Annotated in this window: 12 protein-coding genes and 2 pseudogenes; 1 reads left to right on the forward strand and 13 read right to left on the reverse strand. The window is 49.8% G+C overall.

Annotation, left to right across the window (positions count from 1 at the left end; translation table 11 throughout):
- Positions 1–18: 18 nt before the first annotated feature.
- The 13 genes and pseudogenes from OGM81_07750 to OGM81_07810 form a co-directional block, all read right to left on the reverse strand.
- Positions 19–477, reverse strand: coding sequence for a hypothetical protein (locus OGM81_07750; protein ID UYJ42248.1), 459 nt, complete (start codon positions 475–477; stop codon positions 19–21).
- A gap of 93 nt (positions 478–570) precedes the next feature.
- The gene (locus OGM81_07755; protein ID UYJ42249.1) at positions 571–1,218 is read right to left on the reverse strand and encodes a TrkA family potassium uptake protein; all 648 of its coding nucleotides are present in this window, start codon (positions 1,216–1,218) and stop codon (positions 571–573) included.
- A 10-nt stretch (positions 1,219–1,228) separates the two neighbouring features.
- A pseudogene (locus OGM81_07760) lies at positions 1,229–2,559 on the reverse strand (Trk family potassium uptake protein).
- Between the two features lie 195 nt (positions 2,560–2,754).
- The gene (locus OGM81_07765) at positions 2,755–3,165 is read right to left on the reverse strand and encodes a CBS domain-containing protein (GenBank protein ID UYJ42250.1); all 411 of its coding nucleotides are present in this window, start codon (positions 3,163–3,165) and stop codon (positions 2,755–2,757) included.
- A gap of 1 nt (position 3,166) precedes the next feature.
- Positions 3,167–3,775: a potassium-transporting ATPase subunit KdpC gene (kdpC, locus tag OGM81_07770; GenBank protein ID UYJ42251.1), complete on the reverse strand. Its 609-nt coding sequence runs from the start codon at positions 3,773–3,775 to the stop codon at positions 3,167–3,169.
- A 14-nt stretch (positions 3,776–3,789) separates the two neighbouring features.
- The gene (gene kdpB / locus OGM81_07775; protein UYJ42252.1) at positions 3,790–5,859 is read right to left on the reverse strand and encodes a potassium-transporting ATPase subunit KdpB; all 2,070 of its coding nucleotides are present in this window, start codon (positions 5,857–5,859) and stop codon (positions 3,790–3,792) included.
- 15 nt (positions 5,860–5,874) lie between these two features.
- The gene (gene kdpA / locus OGM81_07780) at positions 5,875–7,689 is read right to left on the reverse strand and encodes a potassium-transporting ATPase subunit KdpA (protein ID UYJ42253.1); all 1,815 of its coding nucleotides are present in this window, start codon (positions 7,687–7,689) and stop codon (positions 5,875–5,877) included.
- Between the two features lie 187 nt (positions 7,690–7,876).
- Entirely contained in the window at positions 7,877–8,068 is a 192-nt protein-coding gene (locus OGM81_07785) for a hypothetical protein (protein UYJ42254.1), read from the reverse strand.
- Positions 8,069–8,256: 188 nt separating this feature from the next.
- Positions 8,257–8,679, reverse strand: a pseudogene (locus tag OGM81_07790) (M23 family metallopeptidase).
- A 1,450-nt stretch (positions 8,680–10,129) separates the two neighbouring features.
- Positions 10,130–10,564, reverse strand: a complete 435-nt coding sequence (locus OGM81_07795) for a DUF3846 domain-containing protein (protein ID UYJ42255.1) — start codon at positions 10,562–10,564, stop codon at positions 10,130–10,132.
- A 2-nt stretch (positions 10,565–10,566) separates the two neighbouring features.
- On the reverse strand, positions 10,567–12,855 hold the full coding sequence (locus OGM81_07800; protein UYJ42256.1) for an ATP-binding protein: 2,289 nt from the start codon (positions 12,853–12,855) through the stop codon (positions 10,567–10,569).
- A gap of 47 nt (positions 12,856–12,902) precedes the next feature.
- The gene (locus OGM81_07805; protein UYJ42257.1) at positions 12,903–13,235 is read right to left on the reverse strand and encodes a PrgI family protein; all 333 of its coding nucleotides are present in this window, start codon (positions 13,233–13,235) and stop codon (positions 12,903–12,905) included.
- Between the two features lies 1 nt (position 13,236).
- Positions 13,237–14,067 carry a hypothetical protein gene (locus OGM81_07810; protein UYJ42258.1) on the reverse strand — a complete coding sequence of 277 codons (831 nt, stop codon included), beginning with the start codon at positions 14,065–14,067 and terminating at the stop codon, positions 13,237–13,239.
- A gap of 198 nt (positions 14,068–14,265) precedes the next feature.
- Between OGM81_07810 and OGM81_07815 the strand changes: the two genes are divergently transcribed.
- Complete coding sequence (locus OGM81_07815; protein ID UYJ42259.1) at positions 14,266–14,616, forward strand: helix-turn-helix domain-containing protein; 351 nt, start codon at positions 14,266–14,268, stop codon at positions 14,614–14,616.
- The last annotated feature ends 5 nt before the right edge of the window (positions 14,617–14,621 follow it).

The raw sequence follows: 14,621 nt of genomic DNA on the forward strand, positions 1-14,621 counted from the left end.
AACACACAACGTCAAAACCTACATCTGCGGCTGATCCACGGCAAATTTGTTCAGGCATCCAATGAAAAAATCGACGACAGGTGATTTTTGGGAATCCCTCCATAGTGCTATTTGTGTGATTTGATTCCGGGTGATCGGCTCAATGGGCAAGTCAGCATATTCCATCACAACTGGGGCGCAACGAAGAAGCACCATCCGTGCATTATAATGAGTTTTTTTTGATATGTCTGTATTCTCTGGTAAAAAAATTATGTCCAATTTGTGTGTTTCCAGTTCTCTGCACAATTCACTTTCTTCTCCGCTGAAAATATGGATAGAGACATCCGGATGCTGTTTGCCGTAAGTCTCGAAAGCATCTGCGAGACCGCCTGCCATTAATGGGTTGGAAAAACCAATTCGCAAGCTGTTTTCGCCGTAAGTCAGAGCATTTTCTTGCTCATTCCGATTGTTTTCCAGAAAAGCATCCAGTTTATCCATCAGAAAATATCCAAAAATACATATAGCGGATGTACTTACAAGTAAAATAACATCCCGCATGGATTTACCTCCAATTTCCTTGATTTTTTGAAATCAAGTATGAAAGCACTTTTGCAAATTTCTGTTGCTTCCCAATGCCAACATGGTATCCCCTGCTTTCAGCACGGTGTCTGAAGAAATAGATAACTCCAGCTTGCCGCTTTTCTTGATTCCCATAATGTTAATATTGAATTTTTTACGAATATCAAGCTCTCCAATCGAATGGTCCGTCCAATCTTTGGGAATGGGAATCTCAAATATAGCATGATTTTCATCCAGTTCTATGTAATCGAGAATGTGATCCGCACTGTAACGGATTGCTGTCCACTTTGCGAGCTGTTTTTCCGGGTAGACTACTTCATTGGCACCGTTACGCAGCAAAAATTTTTCCTGAACATCAGTTGCAGCTCTGGAAACTACAAACCTCGCTCCTAATTCACTGAGCAGAGAAGTTGTTTCCAACGAACTTTGAAAGTTGTTGCCGATGGCCACAATGCATACATCATAGTTGCGAACACCGAGAGATTCCAAAAAATCGGCATTCGTACTGTCTCCGATCTGTGCATTGGTAACAAGGGGCAGAACAGCCTCTACACGTTCCTCCGAAGTATCTACCGCCATCACCTGATGACCCAAATGATTTAAGTGCAGGGCAATATGCTTTCCAAATCGCCCCAGACCAATTAGAAGAATTGATTTCATAATGTCACCTTTATCCTACTGTTATTTTTTCCATTGGTAGTTTTGAAACTTCCTTTTGTGCACTGGACAAGGCCGCAAAAATTAATGTAAGGCCACCGACTCGTCCAAAAAACATCAGCAGGATCAAAACACTCCGTGAGAGCAGATTCAGTTCCGGCGTAATTCCCAGTGACAGGCCGACTGTGCCAACAGCCGAGGCAGTTTCAAAAAGGCAGGTAAGCATGGGAAGTCCTTCGGAAACGCTGATGATAAGGCCACCGGTACAACATAGCGTGATATACATAAGCGAAATTGTCGCTGCATTTTTTACGACATCATCATCAATGCGACGTCCAAAGAGGTTTGCATTTTCTCTGCGCCGAAAGGTGGAAATTGCAGTAGTAAGCAAAACAGCAATGGTTGTTGTTTTCAAACCGCCTGCGGTAGACCCGGGACTACCGCCGATCAGCATCAGCACAAGGGTGATAAATTGTCCCGCCTCACTCAAATCCGTTAAATCCACCGTATTAAAACCCGCCGTTCGTGGTGTCACGGCTTGAAAAAGAGAAGATAAAAGCCGTTCCTTTCGGGTGAGATCAGCAACTCAAAAAAATAAAAGTACATGGCCGGAACGATCAATAAAACCGCTGTGGTACAAAGAATCACCTTGCTCTGCATCCGATATTTGTGCAAATGCAATCGATTTGTCCGAATATCATCCCAAGTCAGAAAGCCAATGCCGCCAAACACAATCAAGAACATAATCGTAAAGTTTATGACTGGATTCGCTGCATAGCTGGTCAGGGAGGAAAAGGGAGTGCGCACACCCAACAGATCAAAGCCTGCGTTGCAAAAAGCAGACACGGAATGAAACAGTGCCATCCAAAGGCCGATTTTCCCGAAATCACGGCAAAACACCGGTGCCATCACGGCTGCACACAGCAGTTCCGTCACCAGTGTCACCCTGACGATAAAGCCGGTCAGGCGAACGATTCCCCCTACCTTGGGCGCTGAAATCGCCTCCTGCATGGTACTGCGCTGCATCAAAGAAATCTTCCGCCCGGAAATCATGGCAAAGGATGCGGCTACGGTAATAACCCCCATGCCTCCAATCTGAATCAGCAGTAAAATGACAAACTGGCCGAAGGCCGACCAGTAGGTTGCCGTATCATGTAGAACGAGTCCGGTTACACAGACTGCTGAAGTAGAAGTAAACAATGCCTCCGAGAAAGGTGTCGCCAGTCCGCTGCGGCTGGAAAACGGTAACATCAAAAGGAAAGTGCCGAAAAGGATCACCCCGGAAAAACCGAGGATGATAATTTGAAACGAAGTCAACTTCCTTTTTAACAACACTACTCCCATAACTGCAATCCTCCTTTATACCCCTTTATGTGCCCTTAATTATAAATCAAAGGAAGTAAAGAAGGTAAAAGAGAATGCGTATCTGTATTAAGGCCGTCTAAAGATGCAGGACTTATGGCGACACCGCACAATTCCCGCCTGACGGCTTAAGCACCGCTCCGGCGGCTGCGGCACTTAGAATTATGCGGTATTGCCTTATTCTTTTTTATCACGAGCTTGTGCCAGAAATTCAATCAGCCGTTTCCTTGTCAGAATCCCGCATAGAGTGTTCCGGCCATCAACGATGGGGACAAAATTCTGATTCAGCATTGAAGTTACAACCTGCTCGGAATCTGCATCTATTTGTAACGCAGGGCAAAAATCTCTGCGAACAATGCTGCCAAGTCGGTATCCCTCCTGTACTTTCAAGTCTGTTGTTTGGCAAGCAAGAAGGTGGCGGAGGAAATCTCCCTCCGTCACGCTTCCAATATACTGTTCCTGATCATTCAGTACCGGGACAGCGGTATAGCCATGTACCATAAACCGTTCCAATCCCTGACGAATCGTATCCTTTTCATGAAGAAATACAGTGGAGATTTTGGGAATCATGATTTTGGCTATGTTCATTTCACCCTTCCAGAATACCGTCCAGCATCAGATTGACTTTCAGCACATTGACGGTCTCTTCACCAAAGATGCCAAGGAATCGTCCGTCGGTGCAGTTTTGGATGATCTCACGCACTTCATCTTCGGTCATATCATTTGCCTTTGCAATGCGTGCTACCTGATATTCCGCTGCTGCCGGGGAAATATGGGGATCAAGCCCACTGCCGGAACAGGTGACAAGGTCCACCGGAACAGCTGTTTCATCCATATCCGGGTCGGCAGCGCGGAGCTTTTCCACCCGCTCTGCCACGAGCTGTGCATATTCCTCACTTGCCGGAGAGAGGTTGGAGGGGGCGGCATACATCAGCGCCTTTCCGTTTTCATCTGTATAGGTAGAAACATCGATATTCATAATGCGCCCCCACATATGGGACTCATCCGTATATTGCTGCCCCAGCAACTCACAGCCGTATTTTTTCCCATCTACTTCAATGATACTTCCATTGGCATGATCCGGGAAAATAAGCTGAGCAATTCCTGTGACAACACCCGTATAGATCACGCCGCACAGCAGCGTAAAGATCAAAAAGATCATACCTGCCTTTGGTAATACACTTTTTATTGTTTTCATGATAGATCCCCTTCTTATACCAGGCCGGTGAACACCAGCAGAACATCAATCAGTTTCACAAAGATAAAGGGAGCCGCCAGACCGCCCAGACCATAAACCAGCAGGTTCCGTGACAGCAGCTTTCCGGCAGCAACTTCACGATATTTCACACCTTTCAGCGCCAACGGAATGAGCGCAATAATGATGAGTGCATTATAAATAATCGCAGAGAGGACAGCACTTTGCGGGGAATGCAGCCCCATAATATTCAGGGCAGACAGTCCCGGATAAAGTCCCATAAACAGCGCCGGAATAATGGCAAAGTATTTTGCCACATCGTTGGCAATGGAGAAGGTCGTCAGGCTGCCTCGTGTCATCAAAAGCTGTTTGCCGATGCGCACAATGTCGATCAGTTTTGTGGGGGAAGAGTCCAGATCCACCATGTTGCCTGCTTCTTTGGCCGCTTGTGTGCCGCTGTTCATGGCAACTGCAACATCTGCTTGTGCCAAAGCCGGAGCGTCGTTGGTGCCGTCGCCTGTCATGGCGACCAAATGACCCTTGGCCTGATAATCACGAATCATTGCCAGCTTTCCTTCCGGCGTTGCTTCCGCAAGGAAGTCATCCACACCGGCCTCGGCAGCAATGGCCGCAGCAGTAATCGGATTGTCGCCGGTGATCATAATGGTCTTGATGCCCATTTTCCGCAGATCTGCGAATTTCTCCTTCACACCCTGCTTGATAATATCCTTCAAATAGATAACGCCGAGAATCTTGTGGTTCTTAGCCACAACCAGAGGTGTGCCGCCCTTGGACGCAATAGACTTGACAACTCGATCACAGTCCGGAGAATATATTCCGCCTGCATGGGTCACATAACTCTGCATGGCATCTGCTGCGCCTTTTCGGATTTCGTTGCCGTCAAAGTCGACGCCGCTCATACGAGTCACGGCAGTAAATGGGACAAAGTGCATATTCTTGTCCTGAAGGCTTCTGCCACGAATTCCAAACTGCTCCTTTGCCAGCACAACAACGCTTCTGCCCTCGGGGGTTTCATCGGCCAGAGAAGAAAGCTGAGCGGCGTCCGCCAGTTCCCGAATGTCTACACCATCTACCGGAATGAACTCCGATGCCTGTCGATTGCCCAGGGTGATGGTTCCGGTTTTGTCAAGCATCAGAATGTCTACATCACCGGCGGCTTCAATGGCACGACCACTCATGGCCAGAACATTTGCCTGGTTCAGTCGGGACATACCGGCAATACCGATGGCGGAAAGCAAGGCACCGATGGTAGTAGGCGCAAGGCACACCAACAGCGCTACCAGCGTTGTTACAGAGGTGGGATTCTCAATTCCCGCCAGCTTTGCAGAAAAAATGGAATACGTGTAGAGAGAGACTGTCACCAAGATAAAGATAATGGACAAGGCTACCAGAAAAATCTGCAAGGCAATTTCGTTGGGCGTCTTTTTCCGGGCAGCACCTTCTACCATCGCAATCATCTTGTCCAGAAAGCTTTCTCCGGCTTCGTTGGTCACTCTGACAACGATCCAGTCCGACAGTACAGTGGTGCCGCCGGTTACAGCGCTGCGGTCGCCGCCTGCCTCACGAATTACAGGAGCGGATTCGCCGGTGATGGCGCTTTCATCCACAGATGCCGCACCTTCTATGACTTCGCCGTCTGCCGGAATCTGCTCTCCTGCTTTGACGATCACCAGTTCCCCTTTTTTCAGCAGGGCAGACGGAACCACCGTCACGCTGTCCTTCTGCGATACGGAGGGAATTTTATGTGCGTCCACATCCTTTCGGGATGCCCGGAGAGAATCTGCCTGTGCTTTACCACGACCTTCTGCAATGGCCTCGGCAAAGTTGGCAAACAGCACGGTAAACCAAAGGATAACGGCAATCGCCAGTGTATATCCGCTTGGAGCGTCTTTTAACCCGAACAGGGATGCCACCCAAAGGATACTGGTCAAGATCGCAGACACAAAAACCAGAAACATGACCGGGTTTTTTGCCTGTGTTTTCGGACTTAATTTTGCAAAAGAATCTTGAATTGCCCTGCCGAGCATTTTCCGGTCGGCAAAAGCACTTTTCTGTTTGGTACGCATATCTGTAAACCTCCTTTACGCAACGCTGCCAAAGAACTCAGCAAGCGGACCAAGGGCAAGCGCCGGGAAGAAGCTCAGCGCACCGATCAGCAATACCACAACGATCAGCAGGAAAACAAACATTCCGTTTGTGGTAGACAAGGTGCCCGCAGTCGTGGCAATTTTCTTTTTCCCGGCCAGGCTGCCTGCGATGGCAAGTGTGCCGATGATGGGCAGGAACCGGGCAAAGAGCATCACCAGTCCCAGGCTTACATTCAGAAATACGGTATTCCCATTGAAACCGGCAAAGGCAGAGCCGTTATTGCCACCACAGGATGAGTAGGTATACAGCATTTCAGAGAAACCGTGGGCACCGCCGTTATGCAGGCTATCCATGACAGAGGGTACTACGGCGGCAAGGCCGCTGCCGACCAGAATTGCAATGGGTGTTGCAAGGCAAACCAGTACCGACCATTTCATCTCATAAGGCTCAATTTTCTTGCCAAGGAATTCCGGAGTGCGGCCTACCATCAGACCGGCAATGAACACCGTCAGAATAGCAAAAGCAAGCATACCGTAAAGGCCGCAGCCCACGCCGCCGAAAACGACCTCGCCGAGCTGCATCAGCAGCATAGTCACCATGCCGCCAAGAGGCGTGTAGCTGTCATGCATGGAGTTTACAGCGCCGTTGGAGGCTGCTGTGGTGAAAGCTGCCCATGTAGAGGACCCTGCAATGCCGAAGCGAGTCTCCTTGCCCTCCATATTGCCGCCTGCCTGTTCGGCCATTGACATATTGACTGCGCCGTTTTGTGCAAGCTGGGGGGTGCCAACCTGTTCAGTGACGGCGATACAGCTCAAGGCAACAACCAGGCAGATAAACATTGCCATAAAGATCGCAACACCCTGCTTCTTGTTCTTTACCGCAGAACCGAATGTGAAACACAGTGCCGCCGGAATCAGCAGAATGGAAATCATTTCGATCAGATTGGTAAAGGCATTGGGATTTTCCAAAGGATGTGCGGAGTTGACGCCCATATAACCGCCGCCGTTGGTGCCGCTCTGTTTGATTGCGACCTGGCTGGCCGCAGGACCCATCGGTACGAACTGCTCGGTGACGATCTGTGCATCCGAAACGATTTCGCCATCTACAGTGACGGTTTCGGTGTCTAAGTCAATTACCGCATCCTCAAGGATTTCGCCTTCTGCACTGACGGCAATCGGTTCTACAAGGGATACTGTTTCTGCACTTTTCAGGTTCTGGATCACGCCGCCGCCTACCAGCAACAGAGAAATGACCAGATTCAGCGGGAGCAGGATGTGAACCACAATGCGGGTCAAGTCCACCCAAAAGCTTCCCAACCCGGAGGATTTCACCTTGATAAAGCCACGGATCAATGCAAATAGAACGGTGATACCTGTAGCTGCGGAAACAAAGTTCTGAACAGTCAGACCTAAAGCCTGAGTGAGATAACTCAATGTGGATTCACCGGAATATGCCTGCCAGTTTGTATTGGTAATGAAACTTGCAGAAGTGTTAAATGCCAAATCCCATTTCACACCGGAAAGATGCTGCGGGTTTCCGGGAAGAACACCCTGCACAAGTTGAAGCAGGAACAGAAAAACAAGCCCGACACCGGAAAAGGTCAATACACTTACCGCATATTTTTTCCATGTCATCTGTTCTTCTCTGTCTACACGCATAACCTTGTAAATCAGGTTTTCGCACGGTGTCAGAACTTTGGACAAAAAAGTTTTCTCGCCGCTCATGACGTTTTTTATGTATGCGCCCAGCGGAATTGCCAAAACGACCAGAATGGCAAGGTATAAAACATACTGAATCATGGCGCTCATGCCTGATCATCTCCCTTCATTAAAATATAGACATACCACAGCAGCATTGCTGCCGCACATACACCTATGAGTGCAATTAGCATTTGCATAAGAGCTATCCTCCTTTTTTGATGTCCCCAATATCATAAACCCTTTCCTCTAAAAATGGCATTAGTGATCTTTTGCGCGTTTAAAGATGAAATAAAGATTACAACCAACCCAAAAGCCATGCCATAGGAAGGGCGACAACGATCGTACTGATACAGACACACACCAAAACCAGTAATGGCATTCCAACAAAGATGGAGATGAAGCCAAGTAGCGGATGATGCCAAATAAAGCGCTCCGCTTTTTCGTCAAATCTCTGTTCAAATCTTCTCGCCACATTTGTAATGCTCATAATTGTTCACCTCATTTCTTTCTTGCAAGGCCATAATACCACTTAAAGTATTAAGTGGGGAAAAGAATCCTGCAATCGAAACTAAGACTGTATAAGTCTTTAAGAAAAAAGAGTCAGACCCGGAAGAGGACTGACTCATTCATATGAACGATATTACAAACAGGACATGATTTCCATCACATCGGATCAATGAAACCAGTCGGATTCACCCTGACCCCGCCCTGCATCACCTCAAAATGCAGGTGGTTGCCTGTGCTGTCGCCGGTGCTGCCTACATAACCTATAACCTGCCCTGCCGTTACCGCTTCCCCTGCGGTGACGGCAGTTTGCGTCATGTGGGCGTACCGCGTGGACAGGCCCGCGCCGTTATCCAGCAGCACCTGATTGCCGTAGCTGTCGTTCCAGCCGCTGACCAGCACCGCACCGCTGTGGGCGGCGAGGATAGGCGTACCCTCCGGTGCGGGAATGTCCGTGCCGCGATGCCCGGCATTGCCGAAGGCGTCCGTTTCCCCGAAGTGGCAGGATATATAGGTGTGACCCGGCAGCGGCCAGCACAATTCACCGTCCGCAACAGCAATCCCGCCGCACAGGGCAAGCAGACTGGGGCGCATTTCCTCGGAAAGCAGCTGGTGCAAAATCTCCCGCTGGTCTTGCGTAAAGCGGTACAAATCCGCCAGCGCGTCCACCGATTTGCTGCTGACCGTGATGTGCAGAATGTACTCCGTGACCGGTTCCGGGTCAGGTTCGTCCTCGGTCGGTTCCGGCGTGGCGGTTATTTCCTCCACCTCGGCGCTTATTTCGTGCATCGCCCAAAAGGTGTCCTGAATCAACTGCTTCTTGCTTTCGTCTATGACGACCACATCGCCGTCGTTGTTCAGGTTGTACTGTACAGCAAAGACGGCCAGCACTTCGGGCCAGTAGCTTGCCCATGTGTGGCCGTCCTCGTAGTCGTAGGTGATGGTGGTTTCGCTGCACTCCGGGTGGGCGGATACGATGTCATTGATGACCGCGCCGAAGTCGGCGTTGGTGTCGGCTACGATTTCGGCAATAGGGATGCTGTTGGGATCGCCGGATTCATTCGCAAACAGGATGCCCATCGGTGAGCCGATCACCGCCGCAGCCGCGCCTATGACCATCGCCAGCAACAGCACCACGCCGCCTGCGCCAAGTAACGCCAGCAGCGATTGCGCGGCGCGCCGCACAGTTTGGGAGAGCAGGGCTTTGATTTTGGCTGCGATATAATGAACGCCACGGCTGATTGCTTCAACCGTGGCTTGTTTATTGCTGATTGTGGGCAGCTTGGGTGCGTGGGTAACGATGGGAGCGGTATTGCCCGCCGCTGTGGCAGCCGTCTGCTTTTGCAGATAGCGGCGCACAGCCTCGCGGCTCAGGTGCTGCCGCTTTAAGCGCTGCTGCATTTGGGCTCGGTAGGGCGGCGGTGCTGGTGTGTCCGATGGCGACACAGGGGCTTGCGGCGCTGGTGTTTTGGCTGAGATGGCCTTTTGCCGGAAACGCTGCTTTTTGAACATTTCCCTGCGCTCGGTCTGCGTGGGAACAGTGACTTTTTCTTTTTCAGTCGGCTTTGATGCAGATTGGGTGCTGCACCGCAAGGTGAGATTCTTCCGTTTCTCCTGCATTGCACGAAACTTGCGGTAGCTCATGCGGGCGGTGCTTTTGGCGGTGTTGCCTGTACGGGCAGCCACATCGGAAATGCCCTGCTGCACCTCGGTTTGTGCGTATTCTTCGGGTGATTCCTGCCGCTGCTCGGCGGGGCGTTCGCTCTGCGCCTTGGACCGCATAAGTGTTTTGCGCACAAGCTGCTTGCGCTTTGCTTTAATTCCGGGCATCGTCAATTACCACATCGTCCAACTGGCGCGTATATTCCGGGGAGTTATCCATCACCTTGCAGCGGTTAAGGTGGGTTAAGTATGCCCTACGATGGGGAGGGGTCATAAATTTGGGGTCGGTCATGGTGGTATCCTCCTATTTTATATAAAAGTTGTGCTTCTTGATTTCTACGGCGAGCGGCACCCCGCTTTTTGTTTGTGCAGAATCATGGTGTTAGCGCTCCCCGTGGTCGATGGGCTTGACTTTCAGTTTGTTGCCGTCACGCTGGAATTGTTCGTACTGTTCGGGGGTGCATTTCATCGGCAGCAGACCGTGCAGCGTGGGAAGAAAGACGATTGGGTGATGATACATTTTTTCATAGTGTCCAAACTGCTTATCGGTTAAGCTGACAAAATCCCCCCTGCGACTACCACAAACGAAAAAAGAGCCTGCAAGAAAGTCTGTATGTCCATAAAGACGGTTAGGTGGTAACTTGTCAATCTTTCCAGAATCATTGCAGACAATGCAGACGCTATCTCTCCACGGGCAACAACATTCAATATTGCCGCCGACAAGTTTCTGTGATGCGCTTAACGTGTTAGGGATTATTCGCTCTTCCGGGTATTTACCGGGCTGCACATACAGCACACGGATTTCTTTCTCGCTCATAATTATCCCTCCATTTCACCGGGTTTGGTCGTGAGCAATTTGTAAGTCTTAGTATCCTTGGGCTGGGGGTTGTTGAAAGGGATAAGGCTGTTGCCCATTTTGATAATGCCCTCGCCGGGTTGTGCCAGCAGCAGATATTTCCGCTGCGGCTCGGACAGGCCGTACAGTTCTACCACACTGTCAATGTCCTTGGTTTGGCGCAGCATGACCACAAATTCGGAGTTTGCCAGCATGGCATAGGCGGTGTCATTGGTAAGGCAGTCCTGCACATTTTGCGTGATGCCGGTGGCGTAGGCGTTGTACTTTCTGAATCGCTTCCAACTTGTGTACAGGAAATTGGCGCTCAAAGAATCGCGCAGTAGCAGATAGATTTCATCAAAGTACACCCATGTGGCGGCCTTGGGGTCGTTGCGTTCGTTGCTCATAACGGCGGTGTTGATGTACTCCAGCATAGAGAGCATGGCAACAGGTTTTAACTGCTCTCCCAAACTTTGGATATTGAAGCAGATAAGGCGGTTGCTCATGTCCACGTTGGTGGGCTGGGCGAACGCTTGCATACTGCCGGTGGCGAAAATCCGCAATGCAAGCGCGATTTCCTTTGACCGTTTATCGCGCTGATTGTTCAGTGCCATCCACAAGTCCTTGATAGTCGGGCATGGCGCGGTATAGTGGGATGCCATCAAGGGTTTGTAGATGTTTTCAAGGGCATCATCAATCAGACTTTTATCACCGGCCAGAATATGCTCCTTGCCCATTATCTGCTCACACAGGCTCAATACAAATTCTGCCTTAGCAACATGGGGAGGTATTTTCGTTGCCTTATCGTATTTGAAGTCCAGCGGATTAAAGTGCGTAGCGCTGTCCACCGAGATATTCACAACCTCGCCGCCCAATTCCTGCACGAGGGGCGCGTACTCATTTTCGGGATCTACGACATAGAAACGTGCTTTTGTGAAGCGCAGGTACAGCATAAGGATTTCCAACTTAACAAACATTGATTTGCCGCCGCCGGAGGTAGCGACAACCATTGCATTGCCGTTCACAAGGCTAGTGCGCAGCCCGATGATGAGATTGCCTGTCACGGCGTTTCTGCCGTAACAAATGCCACCCGGTGTGAGAATTTCTTGCGTATTGAACGGTACAAGTGCTGTCAGCGATTTCGTCAGCATCGTGCGCACACTCTCGATGCGGCGCAGACCGTAGGGCATGGCCGTGTCAAAGGCGCGTTCCTGCTGAAAGTACAACTCGGTGAATCGGCAGTTATAGTTTGCCGCCGTGGTTTTCAGTGCATCGGTTTCCAGCGCGAGATCTTCCAGTGTGTCAGCAAAGTAAGTGACGGTGAGCAGGCTCAAAAACATTTGCTGGTCATTTTCCGTCATTTCTTTACGGATGCTGGCAATGATGCGGTCCTGTTCCTGCGTCCGCTGCGGTACGGAGGAAGTGAAGTCCAGATTTTCCACGGATTTCTTATTGAAACGGACTTTCTCGGCATCGGTTTTCATCTGCGCATTGTCAATTTCTTTGAAAGCATCCTCGGTTTCCACCGGCTCAATGTCGATTGATAACACAATGTATGGCACTTGCTGGAGCAGAGCGGAGATAAACTTATCATCAAGCTGCTGCGGGTACTCGCTGATCGTCATGCACTTGGCATAAAAATCCTCGATTTCAATATGCTTTTTGCAAAAGCGGATGCAGTCCGGGGCGATAGAATCGCGGAAGTCCTGCCCCAGTTTGGCGCAATTATCAAAGTCGAAGTTAAAACGACCCTCCTCGGAAATGCGGAAAAACTTGTGCAGTACCTCCAGCCGTGCGCGGTTGTCCAGCGGCGTGACGGCACATTCCAAGGCGGAAAATGCAGACAGCAAATGCCCCTGCACCTGTACAAAGCGTTCGCGGGCCTCTTTTACACCGGGTTTGTTCGTGGACACGATGATGTATTTATGCTGCACCACATTTCCATTTTCGCGGGCGTTGGCCTTGATTTGGCGGTTACGCTCGGCGCGGAGGGCATCAAAGCCGTCGTTCTCGCGGTGGTACAGCACATCACGGGCAAAGGCTTTTTCATCCATGCGCTGGCTGACGATGCAGACTTGCATCCAGCAGTCAGCGGGGATGCCCGCGTAGACCGTGCCAAGCTGCGTTAGAATATTCTGCTTGGCCGCGTCACTCTGCATGGCGTAGTTGATGTCGCTGATTTGCCACATCAAGCTGAACACATTTTCCGATTGCCAAACACCGTCTGCATAGATTCTGTCGATGGGGATGCTCTGCTGCACGGAACGGGGCATTTTATAGCTGCTGCGTGTTTTTCGCGTAGATGCGTACTCACTTAATCTCAATGTTTATCACCTTTTTTCTTTTTGCAATATTTGTTTTCGGTTTTCCACAACCGCCAGTCGTTACGGATAATTGTGCTGTCTATTACAACAAGCAGGAATTTTTCAAAGGTCAGACAGTCATAAGTAAAAAATCCTGCTGCTGCAATCGGCGCAGCGGCCACAATGCAGATCCAGCCCGCCGTTTCATGACCCAACAGCGGGGTTAGCCCCAAATAGACCGCAACTGCCACGGCAATGGCCGCGCCGGAGCAAATCATCTGCCGCAGATTCAGCCCCAAAAAGATTTCCTCTTGGTAATGGCGGATTTCTTTATTTATCGGAATTTGCATATTACAACCCCATCATTTCATGGATAATTCGGTCGGAGCCTTTTATCAGCCCCACAAGTACGAGCATATTGAACACGGTTTCCGCAAGATAACTCCACACAATAGTGGTCGCTTCACCGCTGGTTACTGTCGGCGTACTGACAAACGCCGAGTAAATCACACAGGCCAGCACAATGACCGCACCCTCTAAGCACACGCCAACATAACTTTTCAAAAACGATATGCCCACGGATTGTGTGCTTTCCCCCGCAAAAGCCGCCAGCGGCAGCGGAGCCAGCGCTGTGTACATATACAAACGGAAGAAGCGGCCATACACGGTAAGGATCATTACAAAGGAAAGCACCGTAATGAACAAGCTGCCGAGAATCGTTACGAGCCATAGCGGTATGCTGGCGAGAAATCCCACATTTTCGATAGCGGTCTGCATTTCTGCGGGCAGCGACACCATAGCTTCTGAGATACCGCCCATGCTGTCGGCCATATCTGTGACGATGCCGTTACAGATGGAAAACACATTCAGCATAATGTCCATGCCGTATCCCACAAGCGCTTTTGCTGCCACAAAGCGGAGAAAGTAATGGATTGCAGCTTCGGGGCGTTTTAACTCGTGAAAATTCATTGTGTTTTTGCATAGCGATATAGCAAAGAACAGCACGACCAGTGCATAGCCAATGCCAACCATACCATTGTGCAGTGTCTGCATCACGCTCCACACTGCGCCACCCTTAAAAGTTTGGGGGCCGGTTGTCACCAGCCCCCATAACTCACCCAGCTTTCCATTCCATGTGCTGAACGCATTGTTTAGATTCTCGACAATCCAGTTTTGATTCAAGTTTTCACCTTCTTTCGTATTTTGATAACAGATGAGTAGTTGACTTGTGATAGCATTTGTGCTATCATAAGCATAAAGAAAAGGATTTGGAGTAGTTCAATGTACACAGTTGAATTTTACGGAAAGGCAGACGGAAATGAACTGCACCCCATTTGTTAGACAGTATGATATACTATCTAACAAGTGGGGTGTTTTGCTATGCCAAAAGGAGTACCAAACAAACGATATACGCCGGAATTCAAGAGAATGGTTGTAGAAACCATGGAAAAAGAACATCTGAGTATCCATGCAACGATGCAGGAATTCGGAATTAACGACCATAAAATTATAGAGCGTTGGGAACGCATTTATTTGGAAGAAGGGCCGGAAGGCTTGTCGGTTGAGCGACGGGGCCGCAGCAGCACTGGTCGGTCAAAGAAGCTGCCAAAAGAGGTAGAAGAAGATCTGCTGGCCGAAGTGCAGCGACTGCGTGCGGAGAACGATTACCTAAAAAACTTGCAAGCCTTGGTTTTGGAAGACGAGCGACGCCAGCGTAGAAAACACAGGTAGTTCAA

The organism is Oscillospiraceae bacterium, assembly GCA_025758045.1.
In the GTDB taxonomy this organism is placed as follows: Bacteria; Bacillota; Clostridia; order Oscillospirales; family Ruminococcaceae; genus Gemmiger.

Bases quoted from the DNA above. Each gene is read 5' to 3' on its own strand.
- OGM81_07750 (UYJ42248.1), bottom strand. From the start codon at position 477: ATGGATAAACTGGATGCTTTTCTGGAAAACAATCGGAATGAGCAAGAA.
- OGM81_07755 (UYJ42249.1), bottom strand. From the start codon at position 1,218: ATGAAATCAATTCTTCTAATTGGTCTGGGGCGATTTGGAAAGCATATT.
- OGM81_07765 (UYJ42250.1), bottom strand. From the start codon at position 3,165: ATGAACATAGCCAAAATCATGATTCCCAAAATCTCCACTGTATTTCTT.
- kdpC (UYJ42251.1), bottom strand. From the start codon at position 3,775: ATGAAAACAATAAAAAGTGTATTACCAAAGGCAGGTATGATCTTTTTG.
- kdpB (UYJ42252.1), bottom strand. From the start codon at position 5,859: ATGCGTACCAAACAGAAAAGTGCTTTTGCCGACCGGAAAATGCTCGGC.
- kdpA (UYJ42253.1), bottom strand. From the start codon at position 7,689: ATGAGCGCCATGATTCAGTATGTTTTATACCTTGCCATTCTGGTCGTT.
- OGM81_07785 (UYJ42254.1), bottom strand. From the start codon at position 8,068: ATGAGCATTACAAATGTGGCGAGAAGATTTGAACAGAGATTTGACGAA.
- OGM81_07795 (UYJ42255.1), bottom strand. From the start codon at position 10,564: ATGAGCGAGAAAGAAATCCGTGTGCTGTATGTGCAGCCCGGTAAATAC.
- OGM81_07800 (UYJ42256.1), bottom strand. From the start codon at position 12,855: ATGCCCCGTTCCGTGCAGCAGAGCATCCCCATCGACAGAATCTATGCA.
- OGM81_07805 (UYJ42257.1), bottom strand. From the start codon at position 13,235: ATGCAAATTCCGATAAATAAAGAAATCCGCCATTACCAAGAGGAAATC.
- OGM81_07815 (UYJ42259.1), top strand. From the start codon at position 14,266: ATGCCAAAAGGAGTACCAAACAAACGATATACGCCGGAATTCAAGAGA.